Source organism: Micromonospora sp. NPDC023814 (assembly GCF_040639595.1).
Lineage (GTDB): Bacteria > Actinomycetota > Actinomycetes > Mycobacteriales > Micromonosporaceae > Micromonospora.
The window spans coordinates 1-16323 of record NZ_JBFAAF010000002.1; the positions used below are offsets into that span (position 1 = coordinate 1).

11 protein-coding genes and 2 pseudogenes are annotated in these 16323 nt (G+C 74.5%); 5 read left to right on the forward strand and 8 right to left on the reverse strand.

Going from position 1 to position 16323, the window contains the following annotated elements; all coding sequences use genetic code 11:
* A partial coding sequence (locus AB0G14_RS01050) for a sensor histidine kinase (protein ID WP_357692493.1) occupies positions 1-2948 on the reverse strand: 2948 nt, incomplete at its 3' end.
* A gap of 449 nt (positions 2949-3397) precedes the next feature.
* Between AB0G14_RS01050 and AB0G14_RS01055 the strand changes: the two genes are divergently transcribed.
* Entirely contained in the window at positions 3398-4579 is a 1182-nt protein-coding gene (locus AB0G14_RS01055; protein ID WP_357692496.1) for an ABC transporter substrate-binding protein, read from the forward strand.
* 201 nt (positions 4580-4780) lie between these two features.
* Here AB0G14_RS01055 and AB0G14_RS01060 read toward each other — a convergent pair whose 3' ends face one another.
* Together AB0G14_RS01060 and AB0G14_RS01065 are read right to left on the reverse strand one after the other, a co-directional pair.
* Positions 4781-5596, reverse strand: coding sequence for an ABC transporter permease (locus tag AB0G14_RS01060; protein WP_357692776.1), 816 nt, complete (start codon positions 5594-5596; stop codon positions 4781-4783).
* A 181-nt stretch (positions 5597-5777) separates the two neighbouring features.
* Positions 5778-6806, reverse strand: coding sequence for an ABC transporter substrate-binding protein (locus AB0G14_RS01065; RefSeq protein WP_357692498.1), 1029 nt, complete (start codon positions 6804-6806; stop codon positions 5778-5780).
* 312 nt (positions 6807-7118) lie between these two features.
* Here AB0G14_RS01065 and AB0G14_RS01070 point away from each other — a divergent pair, with 312 nt between their 5' ends.
* The 4 genes and pseudogenes from AB0G14_RS01070 (at position 7119) to AB0G14_RS01085 (ending at position 11926) form a co-directional block, all read left to right on the forward strand.
* On the forward strand, positions 7119-7904 hold the full coding sequence (locus tag AB0G14_RS01070) for an ABC transporter ATP-binding protein (protein WP_357692500.1): 786 nt from the start codon (positions 7119-7121) through the stop codon (positions 7902-7904).
* 2 nt (positions 7905-7906) lie between these two features.
* Entirely contained in the window at positions 7907-8857 is a 951-nt protein-coding gene (locus AB0G14_RS01075) for an LLM class F420-dependent oxidoreductase (RefSeq protein ID WP_357692778.1), read from the forward strand.
* 11 nt (positions 8858-8868) lie between these two features.
* A pseudogene (locus AB0G14_RS01080) lies at positions 8869-8997 on the forward strand (cupin); the annotation flags it as partial.
* Between the two features lie 76 nt (positions 8998-9073).
* Positions 9074-11926, forward strand: coding sequence for a hypothetical protein (locus tag AB0G14_RS01085; protein ID WP_357692502.1), 2853 nt, complete (start codon positions 9074-9076; stop codon positions 11924-11926).
* 61 nt (positions 11927-11987) lie between these two features.
* Here the strand turns inward: AB0G14_RS01085 and thiC are convergent, their stop codons facing one another.
* The 5 genes and pseudogenes from thiC to thiS all read right to left on the reverse strand — a co-directional run bounded on the left by thiC (position 11988) and on the right by thiS (position 16194).
* Positions 11988-13580, reverse strand: a complete 1593-nt coding sequence (gene thiC, locus AB0G14_RS01090; protein WP_357692504.1) for a phosphomethylpyrimidine synthase ThiC — start codon at positions 13578-13580, stop codon at positions 11988-11990.
* A 17-nt stretch (positions 13581-13597) separates the two neighbouring features.
* A complete protein-coding gene (thiD, locus tag AB0G14_RS01095) occupies positions 13598-14386 on the reverse strand; it encodes a bifunctional hydroxymethylpyrimidine kinase/phosphomethylpyrimidine kinase (RefSeq protein WP_357692506.1) in 789 nt (262 codons plus the stop codon).
* A gap of 182 nt (positions 14387-14568) precedes the next feature.
* A pseudogene (locus AB0G14_RS01100) lies at positions 14569-15150 on the reverse strand (thiamine phosphate synthase); the annotation flags it as partial.
* A gap of 68 nt (positions 15151-15218) precedes the next feature.
* The gene (locus AB0G14_RS01105) at positions 15219-15989 is read right to left on the reverse strand and encodes a thiazole synthase (protein ID WP_357692509.1); all 771 of its coding nucleotides are present in this window, start codon (positions 15987-15989) and stop codon (positions 15219-15221) included.
* A gap of 4 nt (positions 15990-15993) precedes the next feature.
* Positions 15994-16194, reverse strand: a complete 201-nt coding sequence (gene thiS, locus AB0G14_RS01110; protein ID WP_357692511.1) for a sulfur carrier protein ThiS — start codon at positions 16192-16194, stop codon at positions 15994-15996.
* Between the last annotated feature and the right edge of the window lie 129 nt (positions 16195-16323).

Genomic DNA, 16323 nt, shown 5'->3' on the forward strand with positions numbered 1-16323 from the left:
CCACATGTATAGACATCGGCCGGGGTCCCGCCGGCCGACGCGTCTCCCATGGTCCGGCTAGTCCCCGATGTCCGACATGGGCCGAACGGCCGAACAACCGGCGTCGCGGCCGGCGTCGCGGGGGGCGCGTCCAGCGTCACGGGCCGCGCCGGGGCCGGGGCCGGGGCCGGCGGGGTGTACGACGGTGGCGGCGGCTGCGCGGGCGGCGGGGTGGCCGTGCTGCCCGGCGTACGCGTGGGCAGCCGTGGCGGGCGCGACTCGCCCGTCGTCGGCTGCGCCGCGGCCGGCTGGGCCGCGGACGGCTGGCCGGCCGACGGCTGGGCCTGCGGCGGCTGGCTGAAGTCCGGGCGGGTGAAGATGGCGGTGGCGTCGTTGCCGTGCGAGCGGAACCACACCGCCTCCATCTCGCGGAAGATGGGCGCCTCGGCCGGCAGCTCGGCGCGCGGGGTGATCGGCGCGGCCGGGGTGATCGGCGCGGCCGGGGTGATCGGCGCGGCCGGGGCGGTGGCAGCCAGGTTGGCCCCGAGGCCACGGCCCGCACCCGCTCCGAATCCGCCCGCCGCGGCGGGACCGGCCGGCAGCGGGGTGGTGGCCGGCTGGCCGGCGACCGGGCCGGCCGGCAGCACCGGCGCGGCGGCCTCCGCCGCGGGGACACGCTTGGGCAGCGGCTCGACCGCGGGGTAGGCGACGGTCGGCGTGCCGACCGAGACCCCGCCGCCGGTGAAGGTCGGCTGGGTCGGCGTCGCCGGAGGGGCCGACGGCGTCCCGGTCAGGCCGCCGGCCTGCACCGGCGACGCGGCGTCCCGCGCCTGCTCGGGCGCCTGCCACGGCGCCGGCGCGGACCGCCACTGGTCGGTGAGGGTGGCGGTACGCCCCGTTCCGGCGAGCGGCTCGCCGAGACCGACGGGGGTGAGCGGCGTCTGCTCGACGGCGAGCGGCTGCCGGGGCCGGGTGATCTGCTGGTCGCGGCTGGGGAGCTGCGGCAGGACCACCGTCGCGGCGGGGAGCGTCACCTGGGCGACGGTGCCGCCCTCCACGTTCCGGCGCAGCTCCACCCGGATGCCGTAGCGGGAGGCGAGCCGACTGACCACGGCCAGGCCCATCAGCCGGAACGCCGCGACGTCGACGCTCGGCGGGGCCGCCAGCCGGCGGTTCAGCGAGTCCAACTGCTCGTCGGTCAGGCCGAGGCCCCGGTCCTCCACCTGGATCAGCACGTAGTCCCGGATGCGCCGGCCGTCGGCGACCACGGTGGTGGTCGGCGGCGAGAAACGGGTGGCGTTGTCGAGCAGCTCGGCGACCAGCCGGACCACGTCGTTGACCGCGTGCGCCGCCACCGAGATGTCGGTGTCGACGGTGCCGAACTCGATCCGGTTGTAGAGCTCGACCTCGGACTGCGCGGCGCGCAGCACGTCCACCAGGAGGGCGTCGTCGCGGCGCGGCACGGCCGAGTCGGCGCCGGCCAGGACGAGCAGGTTCTCGTCGTTGCGGCGCATCCGGGTGGCGAGGTGGTCCAGCTCGAAGAGCTGCGCCAGCCGCTTCGGGTCCTCCTCGCCGCGCTCGATCGCGTCCAGCTCGCCGATCATCCGGTCGACCAGGGTCTGACTGCGCCGGGCCAGGTTGAGGAACATCGCCGAGACGCTGGTGCGCAGCGCGGCCTGCTCGGCGGCCACGCGGACCGCCTCGCGGTGCACGACGTTGAAGGCGAGCGCCACCTGCCCGACCTCGTCGCGGCTGTTGAGCTGGATCGGGTCGCGCACCTGCCGGACGATCTCGTCGACGCCGCCGTCGCCGACGTTGCCGACGTTCTGAAGCCGCTTCACCGCGTCCGGCAGGTCGTGGTTGGCCACCGAGAGGGCGCCCTCCCGCAGCCGGCGGAGCGAGCGGTTGAGCGAGCGGGCCAGCACCACGGCGAGGCTGACCGCGATGGCGAGCGTGAGCAGCACCAGCACCGACTCGACGACGGCCTGCCGGATGACGTCCGAGCGGGCCTGGTCGGCCTGGTCGAGCAGCCGGTCCTGAAGCCGGATCTCGGCCCACCGCATGAGGTCGTTGACCGCGCCGAAGGCGGCGGTGGCCTCCTGGGCGGTCACCAGCGAGGGCTGCCCGACCGAGCGGGTGATGTCGGCCGCGACCCGGTCGGCGAGGGTGACCGCGTCGCCGGAGACGGTGCCGTCGACGAGGGCGCGCTGGGTCGGGTCGGCGGCCAGGGAGAAGGCGAGCAGCGCCTCCTGCTGGCTGGTCAGGGTGGCGACGAAGGAGGAGAACTGCTCCTCGTCGAGCGCGCCGGCGCTCAGCGCGGTGAAGGCGACCGACTGCTCCTCGGCGACGGCCGCCTTGGCGCGGGCGAACGCGGCGACCGCACGCCGGGCGTCGGCCAGCCGCTCCTCGCCGGGCAGCTGGGCGAGCCCGTCGCCGTACGCGACCAGGTCGGTGATGATGACGCCGTAGCGCAGCGCCGCCTCGGCGACCGCCATCTGCTGGCGGTCCAGCACCTTCTGCCGGGTGGCGGCCAGCGTCTCCAGGTGCTCGTCGATGGTGGCCAGCCGGTCCCGGACGGCGGCCGGCACCTCGCCGATCCGCCCGCGCTCCGCCCGGTAGGCGTCGATCCGCGCGTCGGTGCTGCGCACCCGCAGGTTGTAGGCGTCGGCCTTCTGCTGCGGCGCGGCCAGGAAGGCGGACGCCGCCATCCGCTCGGCGTGCAGGTCCTGGGTCATCGCGGAGATGTCGATGGAGAGCGCGGTGACGGCCCGGGCCTGGGTCGCGTCCAGGGCGCCCTCGCCGACGGAGATGAGCCGGACGGTGGCCAGCGCGATCACCGCGGCGACCGGCACCACCAGGATCAGCGCGAGCTTGGAGCGGATCCGCGCGTCGCGCAGCCGGGGCATGCGCCCGCGCTTCGGCTGCTCCCTCTCGCCGCCGTCGGGCAGGGTCGTCGGTCCGGTGCTCACGACATCGCCTCCGTCGTTTCTTCCACGCCTGCCCCGCCGACTCGCGCCCGGTGCAGCGGACTGCGCCACACGCGGCACGGCCGCGATTTCATCAGAAGCGATCCTGTTTGGGAAGCCGCAGTGGGGAAGGAAACGGTCGGAGGGCACGCATCCCGTGATCCGGTCAACTAATACCTTCAATTCTTCATGCCCGTGAACAGGGCATGTAACTCCAGGGTGGTCGTCCATGTCGGATTAGTAAGCGCTGGCAAACTTCTCGCGGCCCCACCATGTGGGATACGCGTCCCGAAACGCCTCCGACCCCCGCGCTTGACCACAGGGCCCGGCGTTGGCAAGGTTTTGCAGGCTTCGCGCACACCGTACGGCAGACCGATACCGTTCCTCCACTGAGGACGGAAACAACCCGGCGGTGACCGGGCAGCGCCCCGGGCCGCATCTGGAGGACTGAGTTGAGCACCATCCGCTCCGCGACCGCCGCGGCGCTCGCATCGGCCGTGCTGGCCACCACGCTCACCGGCTGCCAGTTCGGCGCGGACGAGCAGGACACCAGTCCCATCGTCATCGCGGCGGACCTCGAACTCTCCGGCGCGGCGGCGGCCGTCGGCAAGGCGTACCAGCGGGCGCTGGAACTGAAGATCGAGCAACTTAACTCCTCGGGCGCGCTGGACGGCCGGAGGATCGAACTCAAGGTGAAGGACAACCGGTCGGACCCGGCCGAGTCGCTGCGCAACATCGGTGACTTCAGCGCCGATTCGCAAGTCAGCGCGATCATCATGGGCGGCTGCAACGAATGCGCGGTCGGCGCCGTCCGGACCATCAACGAGAAGCGAATTCCCGCCATTGCACTCGCCTCGTCCGGCGCGGTGTCCAGCCCGATCGCCGACCGCCGGTACGTGTTCAAGCTCGCCCCCAACGCGGCCGACAGCGCCGCCGCCCTCGCCGTCGAGATGCGCCGCAAGGGCGTCAAGAAGGCCGGCGTGCTGTACAGCGACGACGACTACGGGCGCGAGGGGCTGGCCGCGCTGCGCAGCGAGTTCGCGAAGAGCGGCATCAAGCCGCCGAGCGAGGAGTCGGTCAAGACCACCGACACCGAGGTCGGCGAGCAGGTCAAGGCGCTGACCGAGGAGAAGCCGGACGCGCTGGTGGTGTGGACCTCGCCGGAGCAGGCGGCGCTCGCCGCCACCGCGGCCCAGCAGGCCAAGTTCAAGGGATCGCTCTTCTTCGACGCGGCGGCCGCCGGCGACCTCTTCCTCGGCACCGCCGCCCGGGCGACCGAGCGGGCGACCTTGGTCTTCACCCAGACCATGGTGATCGACGACGTCATCGCCACCACCCCGGCGAAGGCGGCCCGCCGGCAGTGGTTCCAGGACTACACCGCCCGGTTCGGCGGCTACAACGGCTCGTCCTCGTTCGCGGCCGACGCCGTGCAGCTCATCGCGGACGCCGAACTGCGCGCCGGCGGCGAGCCCGGCCGGGTCGACCGCGACGGCATCCGCGACGTGCTGGAGACGTCGCAGATGGACGGCCTGTCCGGCCCGATCCGGATGACGCCGGACAACCACTCCGGCCTGATGCCGCAGGCCCTGACCACCCTGGTCGCCCGCAACGGTCGGTGGCGCCTCGCGGGGTGAGGGTTGTGGGGCGGTGTGGCCCGCCGTACCCGGCTCCGGGCGGGGTGGGGCGGTGTGGCCCGCCGTACCCGGCTCCGGGCGGTCAGGCTTGATCCCTGCGCCGGGCACGGCGGGCCACACCTTGGCTGCTGGTCTAGCAGGCTTTCGGTCGACGTCCGGTGACCGGTCGACCTCGGGTGACCGGTCACCCGTCGACGACGGTCACCGGGCGGACGTGGTGGCCCGGACCCAGGGCAGCGCGAGGCGCTCGACCAGGGACAGGGCGCTGTAGAGCAGGATGCTCATCAGCGCGATCAGCACGATCGCCGCCCAGGCGGTCGCGGTGTCGCCGATGCCGTTGTACTGCAGGATCTGGTAGCCCAGCCCCGGCTTGTCCGAGTAGAACTCGCCGATCACCGCGCCGATCGCCGCCAGCGGCATCGCCACCTTGAGGCCGACGAAGACCTGCGGCAGCGCGGCCGGGAAGCGCACCTTGCGGAACGCCTGCCACCACGACGCGTTCAGCGACCTGGCCAGCTCGGCCAGGTCCGCCGGGGTGGTGGTGAGACCGGTCGCGGTGGAGAGCACGATCGGGAAGAAGCACAGCAGGAACACCATGGTCAGGATGGGCTTCTCCCCCCAGCCGACCGAGACCACCAGCAGCGGACCGAGGGCGATCTTCGGCACCGCGTTGACCGCCACCAGCAGCGGCGCGAACATCCGCTCGACGCGGCGGGACGCGGCCAGGGCCATCCCGATCAGCACCCCGGCGACCGCCGAGAGCAGGAAGCCGACCAGCGTCAGCAGCGTGGTCACCCCCAGCGCCGGCAGCAGCACGTCGGCCGACGCGGTCATCGATTTCCACACCGCCTGCGGCGGCGGCAGGGACGCCGGGTGCACCAGCTCCAGCACCGACGTGACCAGCCACCAGACGATCAGCGCGATCACCGCGCCGAGCAGCGGCAGGCCGACGGCCGCCGGGCGTACGCCGGATCGGCGGGCGGCCCCCGCAACCGGCGGCGTGGTGGGCGTCGCCACGCCGGACGCGCCGGCCGGGGCCGGAGCGACCGCCTCGCGCCCCGCCTCGGTCGGGTCGGACCGGGTACCTGTCGTCTCCGTCACGGGTCCTCCTCTCCTGCCGGCCAGGGCCGGCACGCGGCGGGGGTGCGCCCTCCGGTCATCCCGGTGGGTCGCACCCCCGCGGAACTGTCGGCGTCGATCAGGCCTTCGGCGCGAGGCTGAAGTCGATGATCTGGTCGGGGGTGATGTTCTGCTTGAGCTGGCCCGCGCCCTGCAGGATCGCGATGCTCTTGGCCACCCGGCCGCTGTCCAGCGTGCCGAGCTGGGTGCCGGAGTTGCTGGACCGCACGTAGCCGGCCATCAGCTGCAGCTCGGCGGCAGCGGCAGCCGGGTTGGCGGCGTCGACGTTCTTCTTCAGGATGTTGCCCGCCTCCTGCGGGTTGGTCAGCGAGTACTCGAGGCCCTTCATCAGGGCCTGCGTGAACCGCTTGACCATCTCCGGCTTCTCCTTGGCGATCTTCGAGGAGGTGATCAGCACGTTGCCGTAGAGGTCCTGCATCACGTTGCTGTACGGCAGCAGGACCGCCTTCTTCTTGGTCACGGTCTCGATGGTGGGTTGGCCGACGACGAACTGGCCGATGCCGTCCACCGTGCCGGCGGCGAGGGTGCCGATCAGCGCCTGGGCTTCGCCGTTGACCCAGGTCACCCTGGTGGCGTCCACGCCGGCCATCCGGGCGTACGTCGGGAAGAGGTTGCGGACGACGGAGGTGGGGGTGTCGGCGAGCTTCTTGCCCTCCAGGTCCTTCGGCGACGCGATGCCCTTGCCCTCGACGGTCGCAATGGCGGCCATGGTGCGCTGCTGGATGGCGGCGACCGCGACGAAGTCCTTGGCCTGGCCGTTGCCGAACTGGAGCAGCCCACCGGTGAGGTCGATCGGGCCGAAGTCGGCCTGCCCGCCGACGATCGTCTGGATCACCATGCCGGTGCCCTGCCCCGGCTTGATCTCGACGTCGAACCCGGCCTCCTTGAAGAAGCCCTTCTCCTTCGCCACCCAGGCGTAGGAGTCACGGCCGAAGTTGCCGAACGAGGTGAGGTAGGTCACCTTCTCCAGCGCCCCGCCGTTGCCGCCCTTGGCACCGTCGCCGGAGTCCGAGCCGCTGCACGCGGAGACCAGGGCGAGGGCGGTGGCCAGCGCGGCTGTGGCGACCGTACGGGTCAGCCTTCTCATCAGTGCACCATGTCCTTTCCGACCGGTACGGCTCGCCGCCGCCCGGTGGGGGTTGTCTGGCGGGCCGGCGGAGGGGTTGCCGGCTCCACCGTCGTGAGGGGATCCATCGCGGGCACAGCGTACGAGAAAACAACCTTTGCGGTGCCAGCCGTATCGGGTTGCGGTACGGACACAACTCGTGTCCGCCCGTGACGGCCCGCCGTCATCCACTGCGGATTGGCCAGGTGATCCACCCCGGACGCTGCGCGACGGACGCAGGCCAGCTACCCTGTGCCGCGACTGCTGATCACTGAGTCAGGGAGGCCGCCGGAGATGATCCGCCTGTCCGGGGTGTCCCGCACCTTCGACGGCCGCAGCGGCCGGGTGGAGGCGCTGCGCGGTATCGACCTGCACGTCGCCGAGGGCGAGTTCGTGGCGGTGCTCGGCCGCTCCGGATGCGGCAAGTCCACGCTGCTGCGCCTGATTGCTGGCCTCCTGCCGGTGTCCGACGGCGAGATCACCGTGGCCGGTACGCCGATCACCAGGCCCCGCCGCGACATCGCCATGCTGTTCCAGCGGCCGGCCCTGCTCCCCTGGCGCACGGTGCTGGACAACGTCCTGCTCCCGGTGGAGATGTTCGGCTGGAAGCGGGCCAAGCACCGCGAGCGGGCCCGGCAGCTGCTGGACCTCGCCGGGCTGGGCGGCTTCGAGAAGCGGCTGCCGCACGAGCTGTCCGGCGGCATGCAGCAGCGGGTCTCGCTGTGCCGGTCGCTGATCGGCGAGCCCCGGGTGATGCTGATGGACGAGCCGTTCTCCGCGCTCGACGCGCTCACCCGCGAGGAACTCTCCGGCGAACTCCAGCGGGTGCACATGGAGTCCCAGGCCACCGTCGTCTTCGTCACCCACTCGATCGACGAGGCGGTGCTGCTGGCCGACCGGGTGGTCGTGCTCAGCCCCCGGCCCGGCCGGATCCGCAAGGTGGTCGACGTCAACATTCCCCGGCCGCGCACCCTCGGCCGCAACGCGCACCTGGCGGACGTCGCGCGGGTCAGCGCCGACCTGCACGAACTCCTCATGGAGCGGGACCTGCCGGCGACGGCCGGCGCGGAGGGACGATGAGCATGCGGGTTTCCGTGTTCACGGAGCCGCACCGGGGCGCCACCTACGACGACCAGCTCCGCTTCGCCCGGCTGGCCGAGGACGGCGGGTTCGAGGGCTTCCTCCGCGCCGACCACTACCAGGCGTTGGGCGACGACGCCGAGCTGCCCGGCCCGACCGACGCCTGGCTGACCCTGGCCGCGCTGGCCCGGGAGACCAGCCGGATCCGGCTCGGCACGCTGGTCACCTCGGCCACGTTCCGGCTGCCCGGCCCGCTGGCGGTGATGGTGGCCCAGGTCGACCAGATGAGCGGCGGCCGGGTCGAGCTGGGCATCGGCGCCGGCTGGTACGAGCGGGAGCACACCTCCTACGGCATCCCGTTCCCCCGGGTCGGCGAGCGCTTCGACCGGCTGGCCGAGCAGCTGGAGGTCATCACCGGGCTGTGGCGGACCCCGCCGGGCGAGACGTACAGCTTCACCGGCGACCACTACCGGCTGGTCGACGCCCCCGCGCTGCCGAAGCCCGTGCAGGTGCCCGGGCCGACGGTCATCGTCGGCGGACGCGGCCCGAAGCGCACCCCCGACCTCGCCGCCCGGTACGCCGACGAGTTCAACATGCCGTTCAAGACCGTCACGGAGACCGCCGAGGCGTACGAGCGGGTGCGGGAGGCCTGCGACCGGGCCGGCCGGGCCGAGTCCGGGCGCGGCCCGCTGACGCTCTCCGCCGGGATCGTGGTCGCGATCGGCCGTACCGACGCCGAGGCACAGCGCCGGGCCGCCCCGCTGCACGTCAATAGCGCGCTGCCGCCGGAGGACCCGGTGGTCGGCTCGCCCGCGCAGCTCGTCGACCGGATCGGGGAGTTCGCCGCGATCGGCGCCACGCGGGTGCACCTTCGGCTGATCGACCTCGCGGACCTCGACCACCTGGAGCTCATCGCCGCCGAGGTGCTCCCCCGACTGGACGGAACCCGATAGCCGACGCGCAGCTCGACGGGACCACGATCGACGCCGACGAACCGACCGGCGGGGTGGTCTACCGGGACCCGGGCGCCGTGCACATGCTGACCGACGTCGGCGACACGACGTACCTGGCGCGGCTGGTCGAGCTGAAGTAACCGCTGGCCGGGCGGGCCGACCCCGCTCGCGGCGCGCCGGTGGCGACCTGCCCAACAGGTGCGTAACGTGCCGGACATGGCCTATCGGACCTGGGGCAGACTGCTGCTCACGGCGCTCGGGGTGAGCCTGCTGGCCGGGGCCGGTCAGCTCGGCGTCGCGTTCGGCTTCGGCATCGTCCGGCTCGCCGGCACCTTCACCGGCGCCACCGTCAACCAGTGGCCGGCCCAGCTCGTCTGGGCGGGCTGGTTCGCCGCCAACGCCGCCGTGGTCGGCGCGGTGCTCACCGAACGCCTCGCCCGCCGGGACGGCATGGTGGCCGGCACCGGCCGCCACCTCGCCGTCGCCAGCGGCGCCGCGCTGGGCGCGACCGTCGTCGCGCCGCTCTGCATGCAGCCCGCCCGGGCCGCCGAACTCGTCGCGATGGACCCGGTCTGGGCCGTCGGCATCTGCGCCGTCCTCGGCGCGCTGGCCGGCGCGGGCGCCGCACTCGCCGTCCTGCTCCGGCCGCCGGTGGGATGGAACATCGCGGCGGTCGCGGGCGCGGTCTGGCTGCTGGCGCTGCTGTCGACGGCGCCGTCGGTCGCCTCGACCGGGCCGCTGCCCAGCGTACGGCTCGGGGTGCTGGAGCCGGCCTGGCTCGACGCCGGCGCGGCCCAGCAACTGGCCCTGGTGATCCTGCCCCTGGTGGCGCTGCTCGCCGGCGCGGCGACCGGCGGGCTGGCCCGGTGGCGCGGCCACCCGCCGCTGGTCAACGGCGCGATCGGGGTGGCAGGTCCGGTGCTGGTGGCGTTCGCCTACCTGACCGCCGGTCCGGGCGACGCGACCGACCGCTACCAGCTCACGCCGTACTACGGGGCCTTGTTCGCGGTGGCCGCCGGCGCGCTCGGTTCAGCCGCCGCCGCGCTGCTGCGCTGGCCGCTCGTCACGCGCACCGCCCCCGGCGGCGCCATCGAGCCGACCGACATCCTGCGCCCGCTGCCCGCCGGTCCCGCGCTGCCGCACGCCCCGGAGCCGGCCGCCGGGGCCGACGAGCCGGCGACGGTCGACCTGGCCGACGCCGGACGCGTCGCCGCCGACCGGCCCGGGGGTACGGACCCCGGCGGGACCCCCGGCGACGACGCCCCGCCGCCCCGGGCCGTCCCGGCGCACTGGGACTGGCCGGCCGACGGCACCACCGTCCCGACGACACCCGCCGCCGCTCCGGCCCCGACTTCCGTGACCCCGACTTCCGTGGCACTGGACCGGGCCGCAGGATCGCCCCCGGAGGTTGCGGGCGCGGCACACCCGACCGGGGCACCGGCAACGGCGGACGCGGCGTTCTCTGCCGGATCGCCGCCCCCGCCGGTCGCCGACGCGGCGCACCCGGTCGGGTCAATGGCGACGACGGACGTCGTGCGCTCTGCCGGATCGCCACCCCCACCGGTCACAGACGCGGCACAACCCGCCGAGTCAGCGGCGACAACGGACGCCGCAGCCTCCGCCGGATCGCCGCCCCCGCCGATTCCGGACGCGGCGCACCCGGCAACGGATACGGCGCCGCCGCCGCGATCGCCGGCCCCGCCGGTCGCCGCCGCGGCACACCCGGCCAGGTCGCGGACGACAACGGATGCGGCGGCCTCCGCCGAATCATCGGCGGCTGATGCGGCGGGATCGGCCGAGTCGCCAGCGGCAACGGACGCGGCGGGATCGCCGGTACCGGAGGTTACGGACGCGACGGACGCGGTGGGATCGCCGCCCCCGGTGGAGGCCGTGCCCGCCGCCAGGCGGGACCGCGCCGACGAGGGCGCCCAGGCCCGTACGGCTGCAGGCGAGCAGCCACCGGTTGCGGCCGAGGCCGCCGCGCCCCCCGCACAGCCGGCCGTCCCGGCCGCCCCCAAGCCCCGCCGCACCCGCAAGCCCCGGTCGGCGAAACAGCCGGCGGCTGCGGCGGCGAACAGCGCCGACCCGACGCCCGCGGTCGTCGACTCCCCCGCCGATCCGGCGACCCCACCGGCGGCACCGCGTGCCGGCGCTCAGGCCACGGCACCGACCACCGCCGCGGCAGGGGCACGGCCGGCCGGGGCCGACGCAACCGCGCAGACGGCGAGCAGTGCCGCCGGACCGGCCCCGACCGCCGAGGTAGGGCCGACCGCCGGAGTCGGTCCCAGGGCCGAGGCGGGTCCCACCACCGAGGTCCGTCCGGCCACCGAAGTCAGTCCGGCCACCGAAGTCCGTCCGGCCACCGGAGCGGATCGGATCGACGGGGCCGCCCCGACCGCCGACCTGTTCGGCACGACGTCCGGGGCCGGCTCCCACGTGCCGGATCCGGACGGCAGCGGTCCGCGCGCGGTGCCACTCCTGCCCACCGACGAGCCGGCGGCCGGTCGGGGCGGCGAGCCGGACCCGGCGCCCCGGCCGGCCTGGCGGCCCGCACCGGCGTGGCCGGCAGCGCCCCGGGTCGGGCCCGACGACGCCCTCGACGCGCCCCGCCCGGCCGCCGCGGAGCCCACGCCCGAGCCGGCGCCCCGGCCCCGACACCGGGCCCCGCTGCCCGACCTGGCGCGGGCGGCGAACTGGGACGCCCTCGCCACCGCGCGACCCGGGGGCCCCGCGCCGGCGCCGGTGGACGGCGCGTCGGGGAACGGGACCGCTGCCGCCGAGGCACCCGAGACGCCGGCCGGCGGCGAGGCGTCGGGCGGCGGCGAGGCGTCGGGCGGCCCGGCCGAGCAGCCCGGGGGCCGGAACCGTGGTCGGCTGGGGCTGTTCCGGCGCAACCGGTCCCGGGCCGAGGACGCTCCGGCGGACCGGGAGTCCGAGCCGCTGACGGCACAGGACGAGGAGTACGTGGACTGGGTCGCCGGCCTGAGCGGTCCGATCGCGGACAACGAACCCGAGCAGGAGAGCGGTCGGCGGTCGTTGCGGTCGACCGGCCGCCACCATCGCGAGTGACCCGGACCCGGCCCGAGCGGCGGCCTGCCCCCGGCACCACGGGGCGGGCCGCCGCTTCGGGTCAGGCCAGCGGCAGGTAGACCCGGCCGCCCGAGGAGACGAACTCCTCCGACTTGTCCTTCATGCCGCGCGCCGCGTACTCCTTGAGCTCCTGGGTGATCTTCATGGAGCAGAACTTCGGCCCGCACATCGAGCAGAAGTGGGCCGTCTTCGCCGGCTCGGCGGGCAGGGTCGCGTCGTGGTACGACCGCGCGGTCTCCGGGTCCAGCGAGAGGTTGAACTGGTCCTCCCACCGGAACTCGAACCGCGCCTTGGAGAGCGCGTCGTCCCACGCCTGCGCACCGGGGTGCCCCTTGGCCAGGTCGGCCGCGTGCGCCGCGATCTTGTACGCGATCACGCCGGCCTTCACGTCGTCCCGGTCCGGCAGCCCGAGGTGTTCCTTCGGGGTCACGTAGCAGAGCATCGCGGTACCGAACATGCCGATCATGGCGGCGCCGATCGCCGAGGTGATGTGGTCGTACGCCGGGGCGATGTCCGTGGTCAGCGGGCCGAGCGTGTAGAACGGCGCCTCGTGGCACCACTCCTGCTGGAGGTCCACGTTCTCCTTGATCTTGTGCATGGGCACGTGTCCCGGGCCCTCGATCATCACCTGGACGTCGTGCTCCCAGGCGACCTTCGTCAGCTCGCCCAGGGTGCGCAGTTCGGCGAACTGCGCCTCGTCGTTGGCGTCCGCGATCGAGCCGGGGCGCAGCCCGTCGCCGAGCGAGAACGTCACGTCGTAGCGGGCCAGGATCTCGCACAGCTCGGCGAAGTTCGTGTAGAGGAAGTTCTCCTCGTGGTGGGCCAGGCACCAGGCGGCCATGATCGAGCCGCCCCGCGACACGATCCCGGTGACCCGGTCCACCGCCAGCGGCACGTACGGCAGCAGCACCCCCGCGTGCACCGTCATGTAGTCGACGCCCTGCTCGGCCTGCTCGACGACGGTCTCCCGGAACACCTCCCAGCTCAGCTTCACCGGGTCGCCGCCGACCTTCTCCAGCGCCTGGTAGATCGGCACGGTGCCGATCGGCACCGGCGAGTTCCGCACGATCGCCTCACGGGTCTCGTGGATCCGCTTGCCCGTCGACAGGTCCATCACCGTGTCCGCGCCCCACCGGGTCGCCCAGGTCAGCTTCTCCACCTCCTCCGCGACCGAGGAGGTGACCGCCGAGGTGCCGATGTTGGCGTTCACCTTGACCAGGAACGCCTTGCCGATGATCGCCGGCTCGCACTCGGGGTGGTTGACGTTGAGCGGCAGCACCGCCCGCCCGGCGGCGATCTCGTCCCGGACGAACTCCGGCGCCGTGCCCTCCCGGATCGCCACGAACTCCATCTCCGGCGTGACGACTCCCGCCCGGGCGTACGCGAGCTGCGTCGGGCGCTTCCCGTGCGCCCCGGCCAGCGGCGTGCCCGCGCCGCGTACCGGGGCCACGTCCCCGCGCTCGGCGATCCACGGTCCGCGCAACGGCGGCAGCCCGACCTCCGGGTCGGACCCGGGCCCGGAGGTGTCGTAGAGCCGGACCGGCGTGTTGTCGCCGGTCAGCTCCACCTCGGCGAAGGGCACCCGGACATCCGGCCGGGACCCCTCCACGTGGACCTTGCGACGTGCCTGCATGACAGCCTCCCCTGTGCTCATGCGGACCACCCGAAGTGGTCCAGCGGGCCGCGTCCCGCGCCCAACTCCCAGTCCCGCCCGCCGGTCAGCGCGCGGAAGACGTACTCCTTGGCGGTGGCGACCGCCGTCGGCACCGGGTCGCCCAGCGCCAGCCGGACGGCGACGGCCGCCGAGAACGAGCACCCCGTGCCGTGGTTGTGCCGGGTGGCGACCCGGGGCGCGCGGAGCAGCGTGGTGACCCCGTCGCCGTGCAGCACGTCCACCGCCTCGCCGTCGAAGTCCACGTCGCCGCCGGTCACCACCACGTGCTCCGGCCCGCCGGCCGCCAGCGCCTCGGCGGCGGCCACCATCTCCTCGACCGTGGTCACCGGGCGCCCGATGAGGACCGCCGCCTCCGCGCAGTTCGGCGTCGCCACCCGGGCGTACGGCAGCAGCCGCTCGACCGCGGCGACCGCGCCCAGCCGGTGTCCGCTGGTGGCGACGAGCACCGGGTCGACGACGAGGTGCGGCAGCCGACCGTCCCGGGCGGCGTCGGCGACCGCGTCGGCGATGGCCGGGGTGCCCAGCATGCCCACCTTGACGGCCCGCACGGCGAAGTCGGCGAGCACGCTGTCGAGCTGCTCGGTGACCGTGCGCGGCGGCAGCGGCAGGACGGCGTCGACGCCCCTCGTGTTCTGCGCGGTGACTGCGGTGATCACGCTGGTGCCGTACGCGCCGAGGGCGGCGAAGACCTTGAGGTCGGCCTGGATGCCCGCTCCGCCGCCCGAGTCCGAGCCGGCGACGGTGAGCACGGTGGTGGGTGTCATCGGCCCCCCAGGGTGGTTGGGGTGGGAGGCTGCGGCATGGTTGCGCTTGGGGGCTGCGGCCGACCGTGCCCACTCCGGGCGGTCAGGCTTGATCCCTCCGTGGTCACGGTCGGCCGCAGCCTCGTACCGGAGACCTCCGCGCGGTCCTGCGCGGTACGAGGCGGCGGGGAGACCGCCGACCGGAAGGCGGCGGTGAGCGTGGCGGCGACCTCGGTCGAGTCGTCGGCACGCATGATCGCGCCGAGCACCGCCACTCCCGCCGCTCCGGCCCCGATGCAGGCGTGTACCTGCTCGGAGGTCTGCACCCCGCCCAACGCGAGGACCGGCACAGGGCTGGCCTCGATCAACTCCTGGAGCCCCTCCGGGCGCAGAGGTGGGCCGTAGCCGGGTTTGCTGCGGCTGGGGAAGACCGGCGACAGGGTCGCGTAGTCCTCGCTGGTGACGCGGCGCAACTCGGCCTCGTCGTGACAGGAGCGGCCGACCAGGCCGAGACGCGGTGGCGGGTACGGGCCGGCCGACGGCAGGTGCACCGCGTCCCCGTCGAGCGGGTCGAGCCCGGCGACGACCAGGGTGCCGCCCGCCTCGGCGAGGATCGAACGCAGGTCGGCGGCGATGGCGGCGCGCTCGGCGCGGGGCAGGTCCTTCTCCCGCAGCACCACCCACCGCACTCCCCCGGCCACCGCCCCGGCGACCACCTCGGTCAACGGCCGCCCCGCCTGCCACCGGTCGGTCAGCAGCACGACGCCGGACGGCCCGCGCGGGATCCTGGTACGGAACGGCCCCGCCAGGGGCGCTTCCGCACCAGGATCCGCCGGAACGGGACCGGGGCGGGTCACAGGTCCGGCCGTCCGTCGTCGGGGGTGGACGCCAGGGCGTGGAAGCGGCGGGCGATCCGGCCCGCCCCGTACGCGAGCCGCCCCGCCTCGACCGCGTACCGCATCGCGGTGGCCATCGCCACCGGGTCGGCGGCCCGGGTGACCGCGCTGGCCAGCAGCACCGCGTCGCAGCCCAGCTCCATCGCCAGCGCCGCGTCGGAGGCGGTGCCGATGCCGGCGTCCAGGATCACCGGCACGTCGACGCTCTGCCGGATCAGCCGGATGTGGTGCGGGTTCGACACGCCCAGGCCCGAGCCGATCGGCGCGCCCGCCGGCATCACCGCGGCGCAGCCGACGTCGGCCAGCCGCCGCGCCAGAATCGGGTCGTCCGACGTGTACGGCAGCACCACGAACCCGTCCGCGACGAGTTCCTCGGCGGCGCGCAGCAACTCCACCCCGTCGGGCAGCAGCGTGCGCTCGTCGCCGATCACCTCCAGCTTCACCCAGTCGGTGCCGAACGCCTCCCGGGCCAGGTGGGCCACCTTGACCGCCTCGCCCGCCGTGTAGCAGCCGGCGGTGTTCGGCAGCAGCCGCACCCCGCACCGGTCGAGCAGGTCCAGCAGCCCGCCGGCGGTGCCGGGGGCGGTGTCGACACGGCGCAGGGCCAGGGTGACCAGTTCGGTGCCGGAGGCGCGGATCGCGTCCTCCAGCACGCGCAGGTTGGCCGCGCCGCCGGTGCCGAGGATCAGCCGGGACGTGAGGCGCACGCCGCCCAGGTCGAGGCTCACCGCGTCACCCGCCCTGGGCGGCGCTGAGCACCTCGACCCGGTCGCCGTCGCGCAGCACGGTCGCCGGCCAGCCGGTACGCGGCACGACCTCCCCGTTGACCGCGACGGCCAGGCCGCGCTGCTGGTCGGTGACCGCGCGGACCAGGTCCGCCACGGTCGAGTCGCCGGGCAGGCTGCGCCCGGCGCCGTTCACCGTCAGTTCCACGTGTGCTCCTCCTCGGGTGCGAAGGCGCCGGACCGGTCGTCGGCGGCGGCCCGGACCACCGGTCCGGCGCTGCCGGCCCGTCCGACGGCGACAGCCGGATCGGCGGTGGCGGCCCGTCCGACGGTGACC